General features: G+C 41.4%; 21 protein-coding genes. 11 read left to right on the top strand and 10 right to left on the bottom strand.

Annotation, left to right across the window (positions count from 1 at the left end; all coding sequences use genetic code 11):
- Positions 1 to 448: 448 nt before the first annotated feature.
- The 3 genes from IM507_RS00970 to IM507_RS00960 form a co-directional block, all read right to left on the bottom strand.
- Complete coding sequence (locus IM507_RS00970; RefSeq protein WP_287636344.1) at positions 449 to 3,166, bottom strand: dynamin family protein; 2,718 nt, start codon at positions 3,164 to 3,166, stop codon at positions 449 to 451.
- A gap of 15 nt (positions 3,167 to 3,181) precedes the next feature.
- Entirely contained in the window at positions 3,182 to 3,814 is a 633-nt protein-coding gene (locus IM507_RS00965; protein WP_002775082.1) for a VWA domain-containing protein, read from the bottom strand.
- A gap of 75 nt (positions 3,815 to 3,889) precedes the next feature.
- A complete protein-coding gene (locus tag IM507_RS00960; protein ID WP_287636343.1) occupies positions 3,890 to 4,198 on the bottom strand; it encodes a type II toxin-antitoxin system PrlF family antitoxin in 309 nt (102 codons plus the stop codon).
- Between the two features lie 284 nt (positions 4,199 to 4,482).
- Between IM507_RS00960 and IM507_RS00955 the strand changes: the two genes are divergently transcribed.
- The 4 genes from IM507_RS00955 to IM507_RS00945 all read left to right on the top strand — a co-directional run bounded on the left by IM507_RS00955 (position 4,483) and on the right by IM507_RS00945 (position 8,108).
- The gene (locus IM507_RS00955; protein ID WP_002732401.1) at positions 4,483 to 5,661 is read left to right on the top strand and encodes an AI-2E family transporter; all 1,179 of its coding nucleotides are present in this window, start codon (positions 4,483 to 4,485) and stop codon (positions 5,659 to 5,661) included.
- 740 nt (positions 5,662 to 6,401) lie between these two features.
- Positions 6,402 to 6,596, top strand: coding sequence for a TLTLP motif-containing protein (locus IM507_RS23635; RefSeq protein ID WP_012267246.1), 195 nt, complete (start codon positions 6,402 to 6,404; stop codon positions 6,594 to 6,596).
- 160 nt (positions 6,597 to 6,756) lie between these two features.
- Entirely contained in the window at positions 6,757 to 7,266 is a 510-nt protein-coding gene (locus IM507_RS00950; protein ID WP_002732961.1) for an inorganic diphosphatase, read from the top strand.
- 155 nt (positions 7,267 to 7,421) lie between these two features.
- Positions 7,422 to 8,108 carry an N-acetylmannosamine-6-phosphate 2-epimerase gene (locus IM507_RS00945; protein ID WP_287636342.1) on the top strand — a complete coding sequence of 229 codons (687 nt, stop codon included), beginning with the start codon at positions 7,422 to 7,424 and terminating at the stop codon, positions 8,106 to 8,108.
- A gap of 37 nt (positions 8,109 to 8,145) precedes the next feature.
- Here IM507_RS00945 and IM507_RS00940 read toward each other — a convergent pair whose 3' ends face one another.
- The gene (locus IM507_RS00940) at positions 8,146 to 8,469 is read right to left on the bottom strand and encodes a DUF4164 family protein (RefSeq protein WP_016517004.1); all 324 of its coding nucleotides are present in this window, start codon (positions 8,467 to 8,469) and stop codon (positions 8,146 to 8,148) included.
- A 273-nt stretch (positions 8,470 to 8,742) separates the two neighbouring features.
- Here IM507_RS00940 and IM507_RS00935 point away from each other — a divergent pair, with 273 nt between their 5' ends.
- The 3 genes from IM507_RS00935 (at position 8,743) to IM507_RS00925 (ending at position 12,349) form a co-directional block, all read left to right on the top strand.
- Positions 8,743 to 10,944, top strand: a complete 2,202-nt coding sequence (locus IM507_RS00935) for a PhoX family protein (RefSeq protein WP_123229886.1) — start codon at positions 8,743 to 8,745, stop codon at positions 10,942 to 10,944.
- A gap of 251 nt (positions 10,945 to 11,195) precedes the next feature.
- On the top strand, positions 11,196 to 12,062 hold the full coding sequence (locus IM507_RS00930) for a response regulator (protein ID WP_002731846.1): 867 nt from the start codon (positions 11,196 to 11,198) through the stop codon (positions 12,060 to 12,062).
- Complete coding sequence (locus IM507_RS00925; RefSeq protein WP_002734286.1) at positions 12,059 to 12,349, top strand: circadian clock KaiB family protein; 291 nt, start codon at positions 12,059 to 12,061, stop codon at positions 12,347 to 12,349. Before IM507_RS00930 ends, IM507_RS00925 begins: the two co-directional genes overlap by 4 nt.
- Before the next feature lie 101 nt (positions 12,350 to 12,450).
- Here the strand turns inward: IM507_RS00925 and lepB are convergent, their stop codons facing one another.
- A complete protein-coding gene (gene lepB, locus IM507_RS00920; RefSeq protein WP_123229885.1) occupies positions 12,451 to 13,548 on the bottom strand; it encodes a signal peptidase I in 1,098 nt (365 codons plus the stop codon).
- Positions 13,549 to 13,805: 257 nt separating this feature from the next.
- Here lepB and IM507_RS00915 point away from each other — a divergent pair, with 257 nt between their 5' ends.
- The 3 genes from IM507_RS00915 (at position 13,806) to IM507_RS00905 (ending at position 15,531) form a co-directional block, all read left to right on the top strand.
- On the top strand, positions 13,806 to 14,465 hold the full coding sequence (locus IM507_RS00915) for a glutathione S-transferase family protein (protein WP_002752663.1): 660 nt from the start codon (positions 13,806 to 13,808) through the stop codon (positions 14,463 to 14,465).
- Positions 14,466 to 14,762 (top strand): hypothetical protein, encoded by a 297-nt coding sequence (locus IM507_RS00910; RefSeq protein ID WP_002794733.1) that lies wholly within the window; start codon positions 14,466 to 14,468, stop codon positions 14,760 to 14,762.
- Positions 14,763 to 14,910: 148 nt separating this feature from the next.
- Positions 14,911 to 15,531, top strand: coding sequence for a chorismate lyase (locus IM507_RS00905; RefSeq protein WP_002752664.1), 621 nt, complete (start codon positions 14,911 to 14,913; stop codon positions 15,529 to 15,531).
- A gap of 32 nt (positions 15,532 to 15,563) precedes the next feature.
- Here the strand turns inward: IM507_RS00905 and IM507_RS00900 are convergent, their stop codons facing one another.
- Positions 15,564 to 17,603: a hydantoinase/oxoprolinase family protein gene (locus IM507_RS00900; RefSeq protein WP_123229884.1), complete on the bottom strand. Its 2,040-nt coding sequence runs from the start codon at positions 17,601 to 17,603 to the stop codon at positions 15,564 to 15,566.
- An 84-nt stretch (positions 17,604 to 17,687) separates the two neighbouring features.
- Here IM507_RS00900 and IM507_RS00895 point away from each other — a divergent pair, with 84 nt between their 5' ends.
- Complete coding sequence (locus tag IM507_RS00895; protein ID WP_123229883.1) at positions 17,688 to 18,695, top strand: Gfo/Idh/MocA family protein; 1,008 nt, start codon at positions 17,688 to 17,690, stop codon at positions 18,693 to 18,695.
- 346 nt (positions 18,696 to 19,041) lie between these two features.
- Here IM507_RS00895 and IM507_RS00890 read toward each other — a convergent pair whose 3' ends face one another.
- The 4 genes from IM507_RS00890 to IM507_RS00875 all read right to left on the bottom strand — a co-directional run bounded on the left by IM507_RS00890 (position 19,042) and on the right by IM507_RS00875 (position 21,183).
- Positions 19,042 to 19,455, bottom strand: coding sequence for a type II toxin-antitoxin system VapC family toxin (locus tag IM507_RS00890; protein WP_002758126.1), 414 nt, complete (start codon positions 19,453 to 19,455; stop codon positions 19,042 to 19,044).
- A complete protein-coding gene (locus IM507_RS00885; protein ID WP_002731839.1) occupies positions 19,452 to 19,727 on the bottom strand; it encodes a hypothetical protein in 276 nt (91 codons plus the stop codon). Before IM507_RS00885 ends, IM507_RS00890 begins: the two co-directional genes overlap by 4 nt.
- Before the next feature lie 279 nt (positions 19,728 to 20,006).
- A complete protein-coding gene (locus tag IM507_RS00880; protein WP_002733673.1) occupies positions 20,007 to 21,017 on the bottom strand; it encodes an adenine-specific methyltransferase EcoRI family protein in 1,011 nt (336 codons plus the stop codon).
- A 37-nt stretch (positions 21,018 to 21,054) separates the two neighbouring features.
- Complete coding sequence (locus tag IM507_RS00875; protein WP_287636346.1) at positions 21,055 to 21,183, bottom strand: EcoRI family type II restriction endonuclease; 129 nt, start codon at positions 21,181 to 21,183, stop codon at positions 21,055 to 21,057.
- Between the last annotated feature and the right edge of the window lie 141 nt (positions 21,184 to 21,324).

Below are 21,324 nucleotides of genomic sequence, written 5' to 3'. Positions count from 1 at the left end.
CTGATCGGGTTCCAATTATTTTTATTAATAAATATGGCTCTTCGTTACTTGGTATGGTTCGATAGGGGGGCATAAATCGACTAAATCCTTATCTGGCAAGAGACTTAATTGATTAGTTCGCTCTAGATCAAAAACAATTGACAAAAATCGCCAAATGTCTTTCTCTATAAGAGTTTCATTCCTTAATAATCCTGTACTTTGCATAAGACAAACCGAAGAACCACAAATCTTTTGCGATCGCTATCGGGGGATAGTTGTTTTTTGTCACAGCAGTGGGGAGAAGGGAGCGGGTTTTTCAAGTTGGATTGGCAGTTAATCATGCTATTAAAAACTGATTCAGTATAACGTTCCAGTTGAGCGGATGCCAGTAGCCTTAGCAACACAACCGAGGTCTCTAAACAGTCCGCTCCAACAGGATTGTTAGGCTGCATTTGCACTTTCCCAAAACTTACATGGTTGATAATTCCAAAAGCCTTTTCAAACAGTTTAACGCATCTTCAAACTTTTGGCTCATGTCAGTATGTTTTTTACCTAGTTGTTTTAGAATATCTTCATGATTCAAGTTAACAGCAGACTGATGCATTCCGATTAGGCGATTGTTGATTTCTCCTAATTTCTGGTAATATTTCCCCAGTTCATATCTAAACAATCTTTCCAAATAAATCAAAGCCGTACTAACAGCAACGCTGTAACGAAAAGCAAACTGTTCTTGGAGAAGCTCAGTTAATTTCTCTGTATCGTTAATCTTACCATATTCAGCCACTTTTTCTTCAAGATCTATCTTGTCTAGTAATTTTTCAGGTAGATTTTGCTTGCTCTCTGTGGGTTTTGGTGGCTTTTTCTCGCTATCTTCATCAGTGGGCTCTTCAACTTTCTGCTTAACTAAACGAGCAGAGACTTCGATAAGCTTATTCAGAGGGAAGGGTAGAATTCCATATATCATACTTTGAATTGCGTCACTACTCAGTAAAACTAACTCAGGTGCAATTTCACTGAATGTTTTTTTAAATACTTGTACTGAAAGGTTATGACTCACATCATCCGCAGACGGATCAAGAGGTAAATCAATAGGCATTTTGACCAGTTCGTACATGAGAACCCATTTACAGATAGCTAGAAAATTCCCATAAACCTGCTGCTTGGATTCTTGAATTTCTTTGTCAAGAGCTAGTTTTTTGATATATTCCTGCTCATAAGATTTCTGTTCAATTAGCTCACCGATTTTTATATCTCGAACTTTGTCATCGAATTTATGAAAATAGTAGTCGGCTAAATCTCTACTATTTTCCTCAACAGCCCGATGAAATTTTTCTTCAGTTGACAGCAAAAGAAATGGAGAATCAACATTTGGATATGATTTGCCAGTAACGTGTGAGAGGGTAATATGAAGAGCACCATCTCTGTCTTCTGGATCTAGCAAGCGTTTAGCTGGCTCCTTGATAGAGTCTTTTAATTTAGTAAAGATGCTTGTAACTTGGCTTGAAACCTCTCTCTGATGCTCTTCACTGTCAATCCAAGCTTTCACAAACTCAATCAGAGCCTTCCTGGCTTTCTCTAGTTCTTTTCGATCTTGTTCTAGAGTCTGATCGCAAAAAACTTTCGTTGTCGATCCAAGTCCATCTAGTTGTTCAGATGAAATTTCCTGATGCTCTAATCCAAGAATTTGACGACAGGTTAGCTTGATATCGTTTTCCGCCTTCTCTAAAAATAATTCTCCTTCATCAAGCATGAGCTTAACACGATCCTTACTCAAGAATGTATTCAGCTCTTTTAATAAACTTGGTATTCCACTTTCCTCATCTAGCTTATTAGGATCGGCCTTTCCTAAATTGTCAACGTGGCATTTTGCTAAAGTTGCGTAAAAGTTCTTTTCACTCTCGTCAGCCAGTTCGATCTTCTGTCTAAGAATTAGAGCAAGTACTGACTTTTCTGCGACAATCCTAAAATATCTAGATTTCAGTAAATTTGTATCGCCAATAATCCCGCAGAGTTCCAATAATGATTTTTTTAGTCGAGTTTCATCTTCCTCAGACTTTATCTGATCGGCTTTATTTACAACAATGAATACACGATTAGCAAATTTGCTTTTTTCTTCAGCCGTATAGCCACTGAATAAGTACTTATCTAGTAGGTTTGCGATAGAAGTACCTTCTTCTTCAGCAGGTCTATTGGGATTAACCACAAACACTACTGCATTAGCATTCTTAAGTTCCTGTCGTAAAATCTCCGTGTGTCTTAGAGTTTTTGCTGCCGATCCAGGAACATCAATAAAAACAACATTGCTAGATGTTTTACCATTCAAATAGCTGCTATCTTTCTGCTTTAGATAGTACTTTGCACACTTGATGGCAGGAATCACTCTTTCAGGATTTTCCTTTCCATTTCGACTACTACCTTCTTCTAAGTAAGTGTTAAGTTCTTCCTTATCTTTTGGAAGTTGAAACTCTATTTTAATCGATGTTTTAATATTGTCAATTTTCTGCCATGTATTTGCAATGTCTAAAATTTCATCTACAATACGTTTTCGTTTATCAATTGGAACATTATCCGGTAACTTTTTAGCTATGTCTTTATTATTTGCTAGATCGATAACTTTAGCAGCAGTTATACTCGCTTCATCTCCAAACAAACTAGCCCTTGTTTGCTCATCAAGGTAATGACTAGCTACACCAAGTAGTAGCGGTTTGAATTCATCTTGAGTTCTGATAGAAAGTTCAGCTTTGTCAAAATCCACGTTTTGATTGGGATAGACATAGATAGCTGTGCCAGTAATTGCTGCTCCACCACCAGTCAGAAGCAGTCTTTCTTGCAAAAGAGCGTTCAGAAGGCTGCTCTTACCAGCACCTGTTTCACCAATCACTACGACTTGGTAATCCCGATCTTGCCGAAGGACATTATCCGCTCTGTCAAGAAGCTTTTTGGCTTTAGATAGATCCAAACTTTGATATTGTGAAAGGACTTCTTGCAGTTCGGCACATTTTCTTTGCAATTTTGTCCAGCGCTCAAACTGTTTTCTTGCTTCAGTTTCACCTAAACTACTACCAAACCGACTTAACCAATTCTGACAATCCAGATTAGATTGATCATCTGAACCTTTTCCAGGCTGAGAATCTCTTGGCCGAGACGCTGGATTTTCTTTGTCGAATAATTCATCAATTCCACCCATAGCTTCTCTCTGTAGTTAGTCAAGAATTGCATTCAGTAAAACATCAACCAATGAAAGGTTCTCGTCTTCTATATCTTCAATCGTAACTGTATCCACAATGTCAAACTTAGCTCCAGCACCTTTTAATTCATCATCTAGCAACTTAAGAAACTTTGTTGCATCAGGATCATTTCCGATTTGAATGAAAGAGATTGCTAACTCCTCATCTTTTTCCATTTGCTGAGTCGCTTTGACGATCGTTTCAGCAACCGCTTTTTTATTGTCGGGCTGCCCATCAGTAATAACGAGTATTGTTTCCCCATTTAGCTTGGTTTGCTTCTCTTGTTTTCGATGAAAATAGTTTTGTAGAGCGTCTTCTAAAACAAGTGCCATCTCAGTGCGACCAACAAGAGAGATTTCTTTAAATAATTGCGAAACTTGACTAGAAGTAACATTTTCAATGCGTCTAAATTTAGATGAGAAGAAGTAGACAGTAATTCCATCTGGATCAAACTCTTCGCACTTGGTGACTAGAGCAAAAGTGGATTCCTGCATCACATCCCATCTACTTCTGCCGCCTTGCTGATCCTTAGTTGACATACTTCCACTTTTGTCAATGATCAATGTGTAATCTCGCTCCTTCAAGATAGAACCCTGATCCTCAAGCATGGCATACACTCCTGTATTTGAAAGTTTTGCTCCTGCTCTTATCTTAGCACCTATCCGGCTGATCTATAGACAACCTTATTCGTCCTCATCAAGATCCAGATCAACGCCAGAGACCAAAGATTGAACATGATTGACTAGGTTAGAACTAATTGCCTGTATGTGTTGAGGGTTCTGTTCCATATCTTGGGCAAGAAAATTCAGAAATTTCCCAAGCAGTGGATCATTTTCTTCTGTCCCATCAGCCCTGGAAATCCATACTTTACCGTCGGCCTGTATGTTGTAGCAGATTTTATCGCGCTTATTCAAGCCAAGGGCTTTGCGAACAGAATCGGGAATTGTAGTCTGATAGCGATCAGTAAGAGTGGATTCTGGGCATGAGGCCATCGTTGCAGCTATAGCGACCTCTAAGCTTGTCCATAAAAACTAGCTCTTGATGGTAATGCAACTGCATTGTCTTGTCAAGTATGGAGTGACTAGATCTACAGCCTAACGGAGCCGTTCACCTTAAATGTCGGCAGGATGCCCCGTTACACCCATAAGGTTGTTGTAGTAAACCTAAACCTGTCAGCATCCCACACCCCATCTTCCCACTTCCCCGGGTTGAGTTAGCGAGTTCGGCTTCGATCTGTCAGAATACAAGTATTGAAACAAACCCTTTAAGAGGCTTCATGGTGGAAGTTAAAGTCGTTCCCCCGAAACGCAATTGGGTTCAGACGTGGTGGCAATCCCTGAATTCCCTATCTCGCTTACTGGTGATTGCTCTAGCTGCACCACTTATAGTTCTGAATGCCTGGGCATTATCGGCAATTTTTGGCTATTTTGAATCTTTATTTGTTATTTTACTGATAGCGGCCGTTCTATCTTTTCTCTTGGGTTATCCAGTGACTTGGTTGGAACGTCAGGGATTAAAACGGGGTTTAGCTGCGATCGTGGTTTCCCTGATCACGATTTTAATTTTTGTGGCCGTGGGAATCACCCTAGTTCCCCTAGTCTTTACCCAAGCGCAGCAATTTGTCAATAGATTGCCAGAATGGTTAGACTCGGGACAGCGCCAACTGATGCAACTAGATACCAAAATCGACACGATGAATCTACCGATTCCGATCAGTTTCGATGGTGTTATCGCTCAGTTTAACAGTCGTTTAGGGGCAGAATTGCAAATTTTAGCGGGAAGAAGCGTTAATTTAGCCCTTAATCTCACCGTTTTTACCGTGGTGCGAGTGCTTGATGTGCTGCTAACCATTATCCTCACCTTTTATCTACTTCTCCACAGTCCCGATATCTGGAGGAGTATTATCCAATGGTTGCCCAAACCCGTCCAACAACCCTTTTCCCTAACCCTACGCTTAAGTTTTCAGAATTACTTTGTCGGACAGGTGATTTGTGCCACCTGCATGGCCCTGGGATTAGTCACGGCATTTTTATCGATTAAAGTCCCTTTTGGTCTTCTATTCGGCCTCTTGATTGGTACCATGGCCTTAATCCCTTTTGGGGGAACTGTAGGCATTGTCACGGTGACAGCTTTACTAGCTTTGCGCGATATTGGTTTAGCTCTGCAAGTTTTAGCCGTAGCTGTAGTGGTGCAGCAAATTGTCGAAAACGGCATTGCTCCCCGGATTTTGGGCAGTGTCACCGGGTTAAATCCCTTTTGGGTGTTGGTTTCGGTCTTGACGGGGGCGCGAGTGGGCGGTTTACTGGGGGTGATTGTCGCAGTTCCCATGGCAGTAATGATCAAGGAAGCTTTGGAGGTTATCCGTCAAGTGACTCCAGAGGAGACAAAATACGGGATAATTAAACCCTCTCTCCCCCTAGAATCGGAATCCTCTAGCGAGGTAGTTTCTCGCTGAAGAATGACTGACGGCATCATCTAGGCCGATCTGAGCAATAATATTGGCCGGGATAAATCGGCAGTTTTCTCCCAGGTTCTTGGCTTTTCTCCCTCGATCGAGTTATGATGTAAACATTGGTAGATTGACCCCACTTGCCCTGATCGCTGTCCATGACAAGTAAGGACAAATCAAGGCTTGAGGATGCCTTGCTGGTCTCTGAGACCTAGCTTATTGGGAGATTAGCTAACCAATTGTCTCTAAACTCGGATAATTTCTAAGAAAAGGTGATTGTCTATCCCGATAAATCAGCAAAAAATCGATATTTTGGTTAAATAGGCTACATTAACAGCTAGGTTTCTATCGTAAGCTCGAAGTTAAGACATAAAGTCAATATCACCCTCCGATTGCAATGAGAAAATGTTTGAATCGCTTAATATTTGGGCTTTTCAGACATTTTTTTTGTGGATTGATACTAAATCCAGTTATTAAAAACTGATTTAGTATGACATGGACAAACACCAACAGACCATGATCTGGAGAGATCGTCAAGAAAAGTATCAGAGTGAACTATTGGAAAAGAATTGGTAAAATATAATTAGTAGGGAGAGTATTGCTGTTAATGTTTCGCTTTTTAACGAGACGTTAACCAAGCCCAAAGGCAAAAAATAGCAGTAATTTGTCAAAAGCTCAGGGCCGATGGCTGACTGCTCTGTATATCTCTCGTATTCTTTACTTGTCGAGTTCAACACGACCCCTTTATGGAATCAAGCAACCCGTCAGGGAAGACTTCCGAACCTCCTAGTCATAGGTGGGCCAATTTACTCGGAACTATGATCGCAATTCTGACCCTAACGTTACCCTTGTTAGCGATTGGATATAACTCCACGCCTAACTATACCGAAGAACCCCTTACCGGTAACACATCCTACTCCCTAACGAGGCAAATGAGGTGACAGAATTGAGATAGACGATTGCCAAGATAAAATTTTTTTCTTCGTCCCGATCCCCCTTGTGGGTAAAATTTGGATCGGAGTCAATCAAAGTGTCTTTTAATTTTGCCTGCGCTTTTAGGTGACTCTAAAGGCGCTATTGTCTTGTATTTGGAGAAAGCTTGTGGATTTATCGCGCATTCCTGCCCAACCGAAACCCGGTTTAATTAACGTTTTAGTGGAAATTACTGCTGGTAGTAAGAATAAATACGAGTTTGATAAGGATTTAAACGCCTTTGCTCTCGATCGCGTTCTCTATTCTTCGGTACAATATCCCTGTGATTATGGTTTTGTTCCCAATACCCTCGCCGATGACGGCGATCCTTTAGATGGTATGGTGATCATGGATCAGCCTACTTTCCCCGGCTGTGTGATTACAGCGCGTCCCATTGGTATGTTAGAAATGATCGATGGTGGTGATCGCGATGAAAAAATTCTCTGTGTTCCCGCTAAAGATCCCCGTTATGCAGAGGTAAAATCTCTCAAAGATGTCTCTCCCCATCGCTTGGACGAAATCGCCGAGTTTTTCAAAACCTATAAGAATCTAGAGAAAAAAGTCACAGAAATTCTCGGTTGGAAAGATGTGGACGCAGTAACCGCTTTAGTTGAACAGTGTATTGCTGCTTATAAGTAAGGTTTGCGGCAAAAAGTTTGCTGGTGGGGTTAGTTATCAGTTATCAGTTATCAGTTATCAGTTCACTGATTACTGTTTACTGTTCACTGATAACTGAAAAGTCTCCCCACACCCCACACCCCACACCCCACACCCCACACCCTACACCCCAATTTATGCGAATAGAAACCTTAAAATCGGGTTTAATCGTCTCCTGTCAAGCGCCAGTGGAGTCATCTCTGCACGATCCTGTAATTATTGCTGCCATGGCTCATGCTTGCGTGGATAGGGGTGCTTGTGGGGTAAGAATTGATAGTCCCGCTCATCTGAAAGCCACCCGTCAACAATTGCCGGATATACCGATAATTGGACTCTGGAAACGCAATTATCGCGATTGTTCGGTATATATTACGCCCAAATATCAAGATGCTCTGGCCATTGCCGATGCGGGTGCCGATATAATTGCCTTGGATGCTACCCCCAGAAAGCGTCCTAATGATGAAAATTTAGCCACAATTATCGATCGTATTCATCGGGAAACTGGTAAATTAGTCATGGCAGATATAGACTCGATCAAAAGTGCTATTTATGCGGTGGCAGCCGGTGCTGATGTTGTCGGTACAACTCTTTACGGTTACACAGAAGCAACTAAACAGCTGCAGCCGCCGAGTTTTTCTTTCCTAGAAGAATTAGTTAATAATTTATCAGTTCCTGTTATCTGTGAAGGAGGAATATCGACTCCAAAAGAAGCCAAAAAAGCCCTAGAAGTTGGTGCATATTCGGTAGTTGTTGGTACGGCAATTACAGGGATTGATTTAAAAACTACCGCTTTTTTACAAGGAATTTTATCGAAATATTCATGACATTAATCTTGCTCCTAGCCGTGCCTGGTAGCCACTTCTAGGGATTAGGAAAAAAACCAAAAAGTTTAGCCGCACCACCCAAAATAGCGACGACTAAAGCGATTAAAATCCCCCGGTTAGTAAATTCCTGATAGGCAACCCGTGCCGTTAATCCCTTGATTTCCGTGGTCAATCGCTCATCTAAAGCTTTAATATCTCCTTTTAACTCTCCTTTGAGTTCTGCTTGTCCGATTTCTAATTTTGTGAGACGTTCATCGATTTTGTCGAATTTTTGAGTAACATCTCTTTGTAGGTTATCGATTTTTCCCTCAATCCTTGTCAGAACGGTTTCTAGGGAATAAGTTACAGTTTCGTTAGACATTTGCTAAACCCCTATTCAGTTTTCAGTTATCAGATTTGAGTTTTAAGTGAGCGGTATTAAATGGCAGTTTTCTACTGTCTTTGCACCGATTACTATTTACTGATTATGGCAGTTTTCTGCTGTCTTTGCACCGATTACTGTTTACTGATTACTTTTAACTGGCTGTTAACTTAGTCATAACTTGGATAATATATAATACCTATGTCAAGTTTATGTAATAAAATTTAACCTAATCAAGGTCTGAACACCAGTTTTGACTTTATTCCTGAAAATATGAGTATTTCTCGCCGTAATTTCCTCACCTTTTTAACTGCCACTGCTGGTGTCTCTTTTTTCAGTCTGCAAGAGAAAAAATATTCCTCTCTGATTAGCAGTCCTGCGATCGCTGCCAATAGTTTTGGGTTAAACTTTTCTCCAGTCAAACTGCCAATTCCCTTAAAAATTGACGGTATGAGCGATGAAAGCCAAAAAAATGCCTATCAAACCTATAAAGTCCTAGATGATCTCGTTCTTCCGCAAGGATTCACCTATGATGTGCTGGCACAGTGGGGGGATAAAGTGGGTGATTCCCGTTTCGGTTATAACAATGATTATCTATCTTTTATCGAAACCAGTCCGGGTCAAGGTTATCTAACCGTTAATTTTGAATATATCAGTGGTCGTACTTGGCTACAAACCTTTGAACAAGTGATCGGTAAAACCCTACCCGTCAAGGAAGTACGGGAAAAAACGAACGAAAAGGGTGAAATTGCCGCCTATCACCTGCAAGATGCCAGCTTAAGGGCAAAAATCGAGGAAATCTCCCTAGAAGGCTTAATTGATCAGGGAATTGGCGTAATTTCCCTCGCTAAAGATCAAACGGGAAAATGGCAACGTACCTATAGTAAAGCCGATCGCCGCATTACCGGTATTTCTGGACTAAAGGACGGTCGTTACCTGAAAGTGACTGGTCCTGCTGTAGCAATTTTTACCAAAACCGATAAACTTGGCTACGATGACGGATTAGGGGCAAAAATTATCGGAACGTTTCAAAATTGCGCTGGGGGAACAACGCCTTGGGGGACCGTATTTAGTGCCGAGGAGAACTTTCAAGACCAAGTGACGGAGGTAGTGTTAAAAGACGGTTCCTCTTTGCATCCCGATACTACCCCCTTTATTCTCAATAGTGGGGAAGTGGATGGCCGGGGTAACGTTTTTGGGTTAGCGGGAAATAAATACGGTTGGATGGTGGAGGTGGATCCGGCCAATCCCGACGATTACGGTACAAAACACACTTGGTTAGGGCGTTTTCGCCATGAAGCGGTCGCTTTTCTCGCTCAAACGGGGCAACCCTTGGCGGTTTATTCAGGATGCGATCGCAGAGGCGGTCATATCTATAAATTCGTTTCCGAGGGCAAAATTAGCGATATTAAGCAGAAAAATAACTCAAAACTCCTAGAAAAAGGAATGCTCTACGGGGCCAAATTCAACCCCGATAAAACTGGTTATTGGATCCCCTTAAATCCCGACACGGAGATAAATCCCGTCCTACCGAGTCAAATTGCCGCTAGTCGCGGGGATGGGGTGGTAGCTTTGCCGAATCCCGAAAGAACGGTCAATGAGACTAAATTACTGCTATTTAAGGACGATGAGGAGATTTTAGCCTACAAAGCTAAATATAAGACCCTCGCAGACCTGTATGAAGGTAATGGGACGGAAAAACAGGGAGCAATTCTCATCGATGCTCATTTTGCCGCTAACGCCGTTGGGATCACTTGTACTGGTCGGCCAGAAGATACGGAAGTGGACGAGAATGGCACTTTATATATGACCTTTACCTCTGGTAGTCCCAGTGAAGCGGAGGGAGGAGCCGATAAGGAGATATTTAAGGGACCAAATGGCGAAATACCCTACGAATTTGGTTGGATTATCAGCTTAAGGGAAGATAATAACGATGCTGCTTCCTTAAGTTTTCGTTGGGATGTGGTCGCTTATGGAGGGGAACCGACCGAGAAGGGTGAGGGTTTTTCTAATCCCGATAACCTCGCTTTCGATAAACAGGGAAATCTCTGGATGGTTAGCGATATTTCCACGGGTGGGTTAAATCGAGAGATGAAAACTCGTTATCCCCAAGGAGTCCCGGTTAGTCAACGGGATTTATTGGGGATTTTTGGTAATAATAGCGCTTGGGTGTTTGCCAAGGGTCAAGAGCATCCCTATCCTTTTGCTATCGCTCCCATGGATGCGGAATTAACGGGATTGTACTTTACTCCCGACCAAGAGACGTTATTTTTGGCAGTACAACATCCGGGGGAAGCGGGGGGAATTCGTCGGGATTTAGCCTTTGAAAACCGAAAATTTGCCCTGAAAACCACTAATGGGCAGGAATTTGAACAAATGCGACAAGTACCCCTAGGGTCGAATTGGCCCAGTGGTCAAGTTAATCAACCTCCCCGGCCGGCAGTGGTGGCAATTCGCCGAATTGAGTCAAAATAGGTGAGGGAAGTAGGGAAGTGGGGAGGTGGGGAAGTGGGGAAGTGGGGAGAAAAAGGAAATAGATTGTTTCCTTGGAGTAGAAAAGCGATCTTTTTCAGGAAAAATCGTTAAATTAAGGATTTTAAGGGCAAGGTCGCCATTAAAATCTCACTTTTGCCGGAGATATGTTGTGATTTTGTCCTTGAGTTTCCCAAAGATGGGCTTACTATGAGAGTAGGGGGAAAAAAGATAATTTTAGCGATCGATTAACAATGACTAGGGATCTCTGTAGGATTTTATTGATAGAGGACGAACCGACGACTGTTAAATTAATCCAGAGATTGCTGTTAAAGGCCCCCCAATGTTCTCTGGCTGAGGGGTTGACTTTTACCCTCACCCAAGCTCAGGATCTAGAGGAAACTGCCGAAAAACTGGCAGGGGAGAAATTTGATCTCATCCTCTTAAGCTTGGAAATCTCTGTTCCCCCCGGTTTAAATATCCTAGTCAAAACCAGAGAATTAGCCGCTGCTATACCGATAGTGGTTCAAACTACTAGCAATGATGAGAAATTAGTCGTTAGAGCCTTTCAACTCGGTGCTGATGGTTATATTCAGTTAAATAATATCGATAGTAGTCTTTTAGTCTATCAAATTCGTGTGGCGATCGAGCGTCAGCAATATATTCTCAATCTTAAACATCAACAACAGGAAGAAGAATTTCGCGAACTGGAACAGTTAATCAAGGGAGGACAAACTAGCATCACGGCGAAAATGTTCGGTTCTGAGGCAATAAGGCAGAGTATTCCCGATATTTTTCAAGAATTAGTCCAAAATTACGGAGATTTATTAGATTTAGCTTTAGAAGAACAAGCATATAAAGTGGAACATAATCTATCGGAACGACTGCGAAGCTTAGCTGATAAGCTAGGATTCTTAAAAGCTAGTCCTCGCGATGTGGTGGACATTCATACCACCACCCTACGCCAAAAAAATCAGGATGTCACCCTGGCCAAAGCGCAGGCCTACGTTAGCGAAGGTCGTCTCATGGTCTTGGAATTGATGGGTTATCTCGTCTCTTTCTATCGTAAATACTATATCGGTCTCAGCAACATTAAACTGTTCAATAACACGCAATCATGAGTCAATATCTTCTCAAACTCTACATTATGGGTGATTCAAGTAAATCCCAAAGGGCGATCGCCAATATTTTTCGGATCTGTCGCGAGGAGTTATCCGGTCTTTATACGGTAGAAATAATTGATGTTCTCGAACAGCCGCAATTAGCGGAACAGGATAAAATTCTCGTAACTCCTACTTTAGTCAAACAACTTCCCCCACCCCTACAAAGAATTATCGGCGATATGTCCAATACCCAAAAGGTTCTCCTCGGTTTGGATGTTATTCCCAAAGACTCGCGTCTCAATTAGGATTCACCGAAAAATTCTTCTGGTTAGGTTTTTCCTCGCTAATAAGTAGATAGGATTAAAATTACCCCTTGAAGACAGTTGAAAATCAATAGTCATCCCCATCATAGCAAAGACTGGACACGATCGAGAGGCCAGTAAACTTTATAGGCTTGACCAATGATATAACTTTCCGGCAAAAAACCCCAAGCATGGGAATCAAAACTATGGTTACGATTATCTCCCAAAACAAACAGATTTTTTGGGGGTACAGTCATAAATTCTATTTCATAATTGCCCAACTCGGCAGTGTAGGGTTCTTGGATAACTTGCCGGTTGAGATAAACTTTACCCCTGCGGATTTCAATGGTATCTCCGGCAATAGCGATGACTCGTTTGATAAAAAAATCTCCAGACTTAGGATCTAGTTGCCTAATTTTTTCGGGAGTTCTAAAAACAATTATATCGCCTCTTTTCGCTTGATAATTACCAGATTGACTGACGAAAACGCGATCACCTATTGCGAGGGTAGGTAGCATGGATTCGCTCGGAATCTGGAAAAATTCTATTTTTTGATGTAACCAATTGGGAAAATAATTACAGATAATTCCCCAAGTAAAAATCACTCCCACCATCAGTGCCAAAATGGAACGATAGGTGTGACGATGGGGGTGGAATTGATCAGGGAAAGTGTGATAAACGTGATAAATAGCGATCGCTGTAACTAAAGGGGTAAGAAAGAGGATATTGGTGAAAAAATGATCCATTTTCAGGCTAATCTGGGATATAGTCAGAAAAATTATCCCTAATCTCACCTTATCAGCGTACAATTGCCCCAAACCTGGCATAATCCGGTTAGCGAAGACGGCAAACCATGGGTTTTTTTGTTTCCGGGGAATTTTCTCTAAGCTGTTATTCTGTCTGGAATCATAAACAGTCCAGTGAGCGTCAAAAATATTGCTAATGTAAACGATAACCAGAGCAACTATTCCCCCTAATCCCCAGCTTACAGGGCCATTGGGGCTAAAAATTGACCAAATTGTTACAATTATTAATATTACTTGAGCGATCGCCCAAATGGTTGCTTTTTGGTTTTTGTTAGCATACCATTGTCCCAAACCGGGGAAAAACATCGAGAGATTGACCGCTAACCAGGGATCTTTTGCTTGTGAATTAGTCGCATAAGGACGAGAAACAGCCGAAAAAAGGGAGGGTTTGCTCATAGTATATATTTATTGGCAATTCAGTAATCAGTAAACAGTAATCAGTAAACAGTGATCAGTAATCAGTGAAAACACATTAGGAATAATACTGCTCCCTTAATACATACTGCTCACTTAAAACTCAAATCTGATAACTGATAACTGGTAACTGGTAACTTAAAACTCAAATCTGATAACTGATAACTGGTAACTGGTAACTTAAAACTCAAATCTGATAACTGATAACTGATAACTGCTCTAACAACCAATAACAATTAATGCTTTTACTTCAATTTAGCACCTCTCATTACTGTCGCAAAGCTCGTTTAGCACTAGGTTATAAGGGGATTGATTACCAAGTAGAAAATCTCACCCCCGGACTACATATTCTCAAACTCAGTCCCCTAACTAAAGGGTTAACCACTGTCCCCGTTTTAATGGCAGCAGATGAGATTATTGCCGATTCTACTGCCATTTTCAGATATTTAGAAAAAGTAGTTCCTTTCCCCTCTTTTATTCCCGCTGGGGAAAAGGAGAAAAATCAAGCTTGGTTACTAGAGGATTGGTTAGATGAAAGTATTGGAGTAGCGACGAGATTTGTCTATTATGATTATCGCGCTGGAGAGGGAAAAGCGATCGATTCTTCCCTGAGTAGTCAAATAATTATTAAGATCGTGCGACAACAATATAAAATCACCCCAGCAAGGGTAAAACTAGCGGAGGAGCGCCTAGAAAATGCCCTCAAGATTCTAGAATATTGGCAAAATCAGGCCTATTTGGTGGGAGATAAATTAAGTGTAGCCGATATTGCCGCCACTGCCCTACTCAGTCCTCTGGCTCTAATTCCCAGTTATCGTCAAAAATATCCCTGGTTGTTTGCTAGAATCGGGGAAATTCATCAACAGTGTCGAGAAAAATTGCCCCCCGGTTTAAATTAAATGCAGCGAACGACAAAAATTATCATCCTCATCTCTATCGGTTTCTTATCGCCCCTAAAAGCCCTTGCTTTGCCCTCTCCTGAAGATATTCCCGAAGAAGTTTTACGAGCAGAAATTATCACTTCGGCTCGATCACCCTTGGATAATCAACCCCTAACTGCGGCAGAATATGCCTTACTGGAAGAACAATTAGCCACCAGCATTTATCCCCCCCAAATTAATCCCAAGATTCGACAATTAATTGCCCTGAGAAGATTACAAAAACTTATCCAGATATTGATACCTTTCTATCGTTAAAATCAAAATAGTCAATCTCCTTTGGCAAGAGTGCCTATGCTAACCAAAAAGTTAGAGAGGATGGGAGCAAGGCGATCGCTTTTATCGCCAGCAGACAAAAATCCCGTGTTATGATTAATGAAAAAATCATAAAGTTTTGTAACAAACCTTGACTGCTATCCTCCGCCCCCAAGAAAAGCCCCTGCTTAATCCCCCTTGGTACTCCCTGTCCCCTCTCTGGCAAGGAGACGAAACCGATGTTAAACAAGGTTTACCCCATAGTCAACTCGCGCCTCCTTGGCAGATTTTAATTCTCGGCGATGGTTCTCCCACCCGTCATTTACAACTTTTAACCGGTGAAAAAACGGAAGTGGATGTGATCGATATGTCCCCCATCGGCGACGATGAGGATGGCGCACCGATGAAAATTAGCCTGATTCCAGGACCGAGATTGCGTCGTCAAGTCTGGTTACGCACAGCTAGTGGTCAAAGGTTAGCCTATGCCGCTTCTTGGTGGTCCGCCAATCAAGTGGACGAATATCTAGAAAATCGTTCCCTACCGATTTGGGAAAGTCTCTCGCGGCTGCACACGGAATTGTATCGCGATGTGCAGGGACTTTATTACGGTCATTCCCCGGAATTAGAAATAGCTTTTGGGGAAAAAGGAGGATTTTGGGGTCGTCATTACCTATTTTGGCACGCTCGCCAACCCCTTACCCTGATTTACGAGGTTTTTTCTCCCTATCTCCGTAAATACCTCGGCGAAATGAGAATTGATCAATTAGGATAACTGCCGTAGATATTTCTATGTAGTTCAATTAGCTAATCTTTGGAGAGAATTAAATGATTTTTCTCCGTTAATTTTGCCATCCAACCCGGTTCAATCACAATCGTGCTAATTTTTTCGATAATAATTGCAGGTCCTGCCAGACAATCAAAAGGTTCCAGATCTGAACGCTGATAAATTGGCGTTTCCCGCCATTGATTAGCCATAAAAACCGCTACTCGATCGAGGATAGGAGGTAATTCTCCCATGGGACGGGTGCGAGTTAAAATTGCTTCTTGGGGACTGTCCATAGTCTGGATCAATTCCACGGCAATCGACTCAACAATTAAAGCTTTTTGTTCTTGTTTAAACCCATAACGTCTTTGATGTTCCCGTTCAAAATCCTGACGCATTTGATCGCTAAAATTAACCGCTAAAGTGGCATCACTGCCTTGATATTTTAAACTGACTTGCTGCCGCACCCGATTATAACCCTCTAATTCCCGACCCGCTAAAACTTCTAATTCCTTCATCTCCGTGAGTAACTGCCCGATTAAATCGGCATTTAACGGCTGTTCGATCGCTTTTTCTTTAATTACCCTCAAATCGGCCAAACCCATGCCGTAGGCGCTTAAAACCCCAGCGTAGGGATGGAGAAAAATACTTTTCATTCCCAGAGTATCGGCAATTAAACAGGCCACTTGACCCCCGGCACCGCCAAAGGTACAAAGAGTATAATCACTGAGATCATAACCCTTTTGTAGAGAGATTTTTTTAATCGCATTAGCCATATTTTCTACGGCAATTTGAATAAACCCCGCAGCCAACATTTCAGGACTATTATTACCCCCCATTGTTGCCACCAATTCTTGAAACTTTGTCAGCACAATCTCTCTATCTAGGTGTAAATTTCCCTCTTGTCCAAAAATAGCGGGAAAATAGGCAGCTTGAATTTTTCCTAACAAAACATTAGCATCGGTAATTGTTAATGGTCCACCCCGTCGATAACAGGCCGGTCCCGGATTAGCTCCGGCACTTTCTGGTCCGACCCGAAAACGATAACCATCATAGACTAAAATCGAACCCCCACCAGCAGCTACGGTGTGAATACTTAACATCGGCGCTCGCATTCTTACGCCGGCAATTTCGTTATCTGTTTGCCGCTCGTATTCCCCTTGAAAATGAGAAACATCGGTGCTAGTTCCTCCCATATCAAAACTGATAATTTTACTAAATCCTGCCCTTAAACTGGTTTGTACTGCCCCAACTATTCCCCCCGCAGGACCAGATAAAATGCTATCTTTACCCTGAAATTTATCGGCTGTGACTAAACCGCCATCGGATTTCATAAATAGTAAGCTAGTTTTCGGTAATTGCTGGCTAATACTATCAACATAGCGGCGTAAAATTGGTGATAGATAGGCAGAAACTACTGTGGTATCTCCCCGGGATACCAGTTTCATTAAAGGACTGACTTGGTGGGAAATGGCTAGGTGAGTAAAGCCGATTTCTTCGGCAATGGCTGCCACTTGTTTTTCGTGGTCAGGATAACGATAACCGTGCATAAAAACAATCGCACAACTTCGGATACCCCCTTGATAAACTGGTATTAAATCGGCTTTAACTTGGGCGGGATTAACGGTGATTAATTCCTGTCCTTGACTATCGTAGCGTTCGGCCACTTCGATAACTTGTTCGTATAATAAAGAAGGAAGAATAATTTGACGGGCAAAAATATCGGGGCGATTTTGATAGCCAATTCTCAAGGCATCTTTAAACCCTTTGGTGATTAACAAAACCGTGCGCTCTCCTTTTCTTTCTAACAGCGCATTGGTGGCTACCGTTGTTCCCATTTTAATCACTTCGATGTTATCTAGGGAACCGCTAATATCTTTGATCCCTTGAATGACTGCATCTGGGTATTTTTCGGGATTTTCCGAGAGCAGTTTATAGAGAACAATCCACTGTTGATCGGCAAGGGGAACAATCAGAAATCTAGCGGCATCTCTAGCTAGTCGTTCAATAATTTCTGGTTGATCGATTATCGCCACGATATCGGTAAAAGTTCCCCCTCGATCGATAAAAAATTTTAACATAATCCCTTCCAGTTCTCAGAATCAATTAACAATTGCGCCTAATCCTTTTAAGATAAACTAGATTGATTTATCTGAGTAAGCAAAATGTCCACAGGAATCGCTATCTTAGGGGTAGGACGTTGGGGAGTGCATTACGTCCGTCATTTTTCTCAACATCCCTCAGCGCAAGTAGTGGCGATCGTTGATCCCTCCCCTGAAAAACTCCGTCTCTGTCGGGATCAATTTAATCTGGATACTAATAAAGTTATTTTAGCCAATGACTGGGAATCTATTCGCAATCACCCCGAAATCTCGGCTGTGGTCGTCGTTACTCCCGCCATCAGTCATTATCCCCTGATTAAAGATGCTCTTAATTTAGGTTATCATGTCCTCGCCGAAAAACCCTTAACCCTCAATCCCCAAGAATGTGGCGAATTAACGGAATTAGCGGCGAAAAAACAGCGTATTTTATTAGTTGATCATACCTATCTTTTTCATCCCGCCGTTATCACTGGACAAAAAGTCCTACAATCCGGGGGTATCGGTAAACCTCTTTATGGTTATGCCACTCGCACCCACCTGGGGCCAGTTCGTCAGGATGTGTCCGCTTTGTGGGATCTAGCTATTCACGATATCTCGATTTTTAATCATTGGTTAAATAGTACACCAGTATCGGTACAGGCGAGGGGAACCTTCTGGCTACAACCTAATCTAGCCGATTTAGTCTGGTTAACCCTGATCTATGGCGATGGTTTTCAAGCGACTATTCACCTTTGTTGGTTGAATCCCGATAAACAGCGACGTTTAGGGATAGTTGGCAGCGAAGGGACTTTAATTTTTAATGAATTAGACTCTCGATCGCCTTTAACCCGACAAAAGGGCGATTTTGAACGTCAGGAAGCCTATTTTATTCCCCGGGGACAGGAGACGGAATCTATCCCTATTGCCGATGGTGAACCCCTAAAAGCATTATGCGAACATTTTCTAGAGTCGGTGGCTACGGGTGTCGATTCTCCTGTATCTTCGGGATCGGTAGGGACGGAATTAGTCAAAATCCTCCAGGCAGCAGAATTATCTCTAGCCAGAGTTGGAGAGATTGTGCGCTTAGAATAGGTAAAAATGGGATCGATAGGTAGGGTCTGCTGAAAAAGTTTTTCGTGGGGGTAGGGTGTGGGGTGTGGGGTGTGAAATATAACCTGATTTGCTATTGACGAGGAGTTTGTACGGCGTTAGATTTATTAGAGGTTTCCTTAATTTGTACCCAGTAAGAGGGTATCGGAAATTCTCTTAATCCCCCCTACAGCACAGGTTATGCCTTTTTGTCAACGGGGAAGTCCAGAACCCGATCGGTGCGTAGCGCGCTCGATCGCTAACGGATCAAATCAGCGACGGCATTAGAAAGCAAGCTCGGCAGCGACGAATTGCGACCGTCCGCTGCCACGCAGTGTTAGCTGGTGGTTCAAGGAAATAACTCAAAGTAATCGCAGTGACTTGGACGAATAATCGAAAAATCTCGGCGATCAAGTGTGTAAACGCGAGTAATAGTAAGCCTTTCAGCTATGGCAATGATCGCTGCATCTGTAAAGTCAAGCTGATTGTCAGCATATTGTTCCAATATCTCATGCACTCGTACCAAGTCTTCTGGGATTACAGGTTCAACTTGAACCGCATCAGGTGTCATACTGGATACAAAACGGCGCATTGCTTGGTGGCCCAATCTTGATGCAATCAGATAGCAGACCTCAGGCAAGACAACGACAGGTAGAACCAATGGCTCATTCACGCTTTGAGCAATAGCCAACACCCGTTGATGATTGCGATCGCCCTGATCGGTCAAGGCAAACAAAAAACTGGTGTCAAGTATCGCCGTCATACTGAATTGCTTGGCTTAAGATTCCAGCCGGACACCGGATCAATCTCATTGCCTAGAATCTCTTCATCACGTTCTGAAATATCCTCTTGACCAGAGTTGCCTAAACCTGCAACTGCAAGCAGAAAACTAGAAGAATGAGTGGTCAGTTCTCTTTGATGGGCTGCTTTATAGCGAAGATAGTCCAGAAAATTAGACAGTTCCACTAAAGCCTCATCAGGGAGAGCCTTGACTGCTTCAAGTAGCGGTTGCCGTTCTATAATGCTTCTATCCATTACTAAATCTTAGATTAGGACTTCTCCTATTTTACTCCTCAACTCAACGAACAGGCTCACTTACTAACTATCACAGCAGGTAACACCTGAATACAGTCCGCACAAATTGGCATGAAGTCAAAGATCACAGTTGGGGGTCTGCCGTCAACCTAACCCACCAGAGCGTCGTACTGCTACGCAGTGCCTTCGGCATCGCACTAGCTTTGGAGCATAACGATCGATTTCACCGACATTTTGGATCGTAGCGGAAAAATGTCAGGTACAACGATTTGTTATACATTATCTTTCTTTGTCAGTTAAATCAATATATTCAGTTTGTATTCGTTTATTCTTTATTAGTATTCTAAAATACGGACATTTCCCATTTACTGATAAATCTTTATCATCATTCCCTTTCCTGAATTTAATTATTTCAAATTGGTCGGGATTAAATTTATGTAAAAATGTTATTGGCACTCCCATATATCCCTTATAGTCTATTGGTATGTCTTGTGTTTTATTAATATTAATCCCATCATAATTGTCATATTTTGGATATTGAACTTCGTTGCCAAAATATCTTTTTGTGAGTTCTATATCTTCGTGCCGCTTAAAATTATCTAAATTAGTAAGCCATAAACAATTGTTCGGTGAGATTATTCTATTACCAGAGTTATCTATTCGAGTTTCTGTTCCATATAGTTCATAGTGTTCAGGTACAATAAAACCTGAAATACCTCTACCAAGATTTATTCCTAACCACGCCTTGTTTTCTTTAATAAGTTTGAAAATTTCTTTATAGGTTATTGCATTAATATTTCCAATTATCAAAAACTTTTTATCGTATTTAACCAATTGAGCTACATACTCTCTGAATAATGAAAATGGGGGATTGGTAACAACAATATCGGACTGCTTTAATAGTTCAATGCTTTCCGAACTACGAAAATCACCATCTCCATTAAAGTAAACTAGGTCTGTTGAACTTGGTTTGTTTTTTTCGCCTTCTGTACCTGTATATTCAAAGAAAAAACCTTTTTCATCTTCTTCTGTATTAAATAAATTTTTTACTTGCTCTCTATAACAAGATGTTATTATTTTTTTAAGACCTAATTCATTGAAATTTGAGGTAAAATAATTAAAAAAGTTACTAATTCGGGGGTCATCGCAATTGCAATAAACTACTTGATTTTCAAAATGACTTTTATAATGCTGTAATTCGCTTTCTATATCTGAAAGCTGTGTATAAAACTCGTCACTTTTTGATTTTTTAGCTTTTTGTAATAATTCGTTTGTTGCATTTCTTGCCATTTTCAACCTATTTTGATTTAATAAATCTTTGTTTTAGTTATTTACTTTTGGTTATCTGATTAAATATCTCACTGCCTAATACTTTAAGAGAGGTTTTAGAAATTTCAAGCATAATATCAAACATTTTTTTGACATCCCATTTTTCGCCATTTCCTTGTGTGTATATAAGAACTCTTGCAAATTAATTATATGTTATAATGATGGGTTAACTAATTTTCCCCAAAAAATTAGTTAATCAGTACATTCGTCCTGAATGAAAACTTGAAGTTTAACTTTTAACTCAAAACTCTTTAGAGCTGCTTTAATT

It is taken from the genome of Microcystis sp. M20BS1, from assembly GCF_020245305.1.
Taxonomy (GTDB): domain Bacteria; phylum Cyanobacteriota; class Cyanobacteriia; order Cyanobacteriales; family Microcystaceae; genus Microcystis; species Microcystis ichthyoblabe_A.
The sequence above is the reverse complement of the archived record's forward strand: the minus strand, read 5'-3'. Positions and strand labels throughout refer to the sequence as shown.

Coding starts and splice junctions, on each gene's coding strand:
- IM507_RS00935 (WP_123229886.1), top strand. CDS start 8,743: ATGAGTATTTCTCGCCGTAATTTCCTCACCTTTTTAACTGCCACTGCT.
- IM507_RS00940 (WP_016517004.1), bottom strand. CDS start 8,469: ATGTCTAACGAAACTGTAACTTATTCCCTAGAAACCGTTCTGACAAGG.
- IM507_RS23635 (WP_012267246.1), top strand. CDS start 6,402: ATGGAATCAAGCAACCCGTCAGGGAAGACTTCCGAACCTCCTAGTCAT.
- IM507_RS00890 (WP_002758126.1), bottom strand. CDS start 19,455: ATGACGGCGATACTTGACACCAGTTTTTTGTTTGCCTTGACCGATCAG.
- lepB (WP_123229885.1), bottom strand. CDS start 13,548: ATGAGCAAACCCTCCCTTTTTTCGGCTGTTTCTCGTCCTTATGCGACT.
- IM507_RS00955 (WP_002732401.1), top strand. CDS start 4,483: ATGGTGGAAGTTAAAGTCGTTCCCCCGAAACGCAATTGGGTTCAGACG.
- IM507_RS00970 (WP_287636344.1), bottom strand. CDS start 3,166: ATGGGTGGAATTGATGAATTATTCGACAAAGAAAATCCAGCGTCTCGG.
- IM507_RS00960 (WP_287636343.1), bottom strand. CDS start 4,198: ATGGCCTCATGCCCAGAATCCACTCTTACTGATCGCTATCAGACTACA.
- IM507_RS00885 (WP_002731839.1), bottom strand. CDS start 19,727: ATGGATAGAAGCATTATAGAACGGCAACCGCTACTTGAAGCAGTCAAG.
- IM507_RS00930 (WP_002731846.1), top strand. CDS start 11,196: ATGACTAGGGATCTCTGTAGGATTTTATTGATAGAGGACGAACCGACG.
- IM507_RS00910 (WP_002794733.1), top strand. CDS start 14,466: ATGCAGCGAACGACAAAAATTATCATCCTCATCTCTATCGGTTTCTTA.
- IM507_RS00945 (WP_287636342.1), top strand. CDS start 7,422: ATGCGAATAGAAACCTTAAAATCGGGTTTAATCGTCTCCTGTCAAGCG.
- IM507_RS00925 (WP_002734286.1), top strand. CDS start 12,059: ATGAGTCAATATCTTCTCAAACTCTACATTATGGGTGATTCAAGTAAA.
- IM507_RS00965 (WP_002775082.1), bottom strand. CDS start 3,814: ATGCTTGAGGATCAGGGTTCTATCTTGAAGGAGCGAGATTACACATTG.
- IM507_RS00900 (WP_123229884.1), bottom strand. CDS start 17,603: ATGTTAAAATTTTTTATCGATCGAGGGGGAACTTTTACCGATATCGTG.
- IM507_RS00880 (WP_002733673.1), bottom strand. CDS start 21,017: ATGGCAAGAAATGCAACAAACGAATTATTACAAAAAGCTAAAAAATCA.
- IM507_RS00895 (WP_123229883.1), top strand. CDS start 17,688: ATGTCCACAGGAATCGCTATCTTAGGGGTAGGACGTTGGGGAGTGCAT.
- IM507_RS00915 (WP_002752663.1), top strand. CDS start 13,806: ATGCTTTTACTTCAATTTAGCACCTCTCATTACTGTCGCAAAGCTCGT.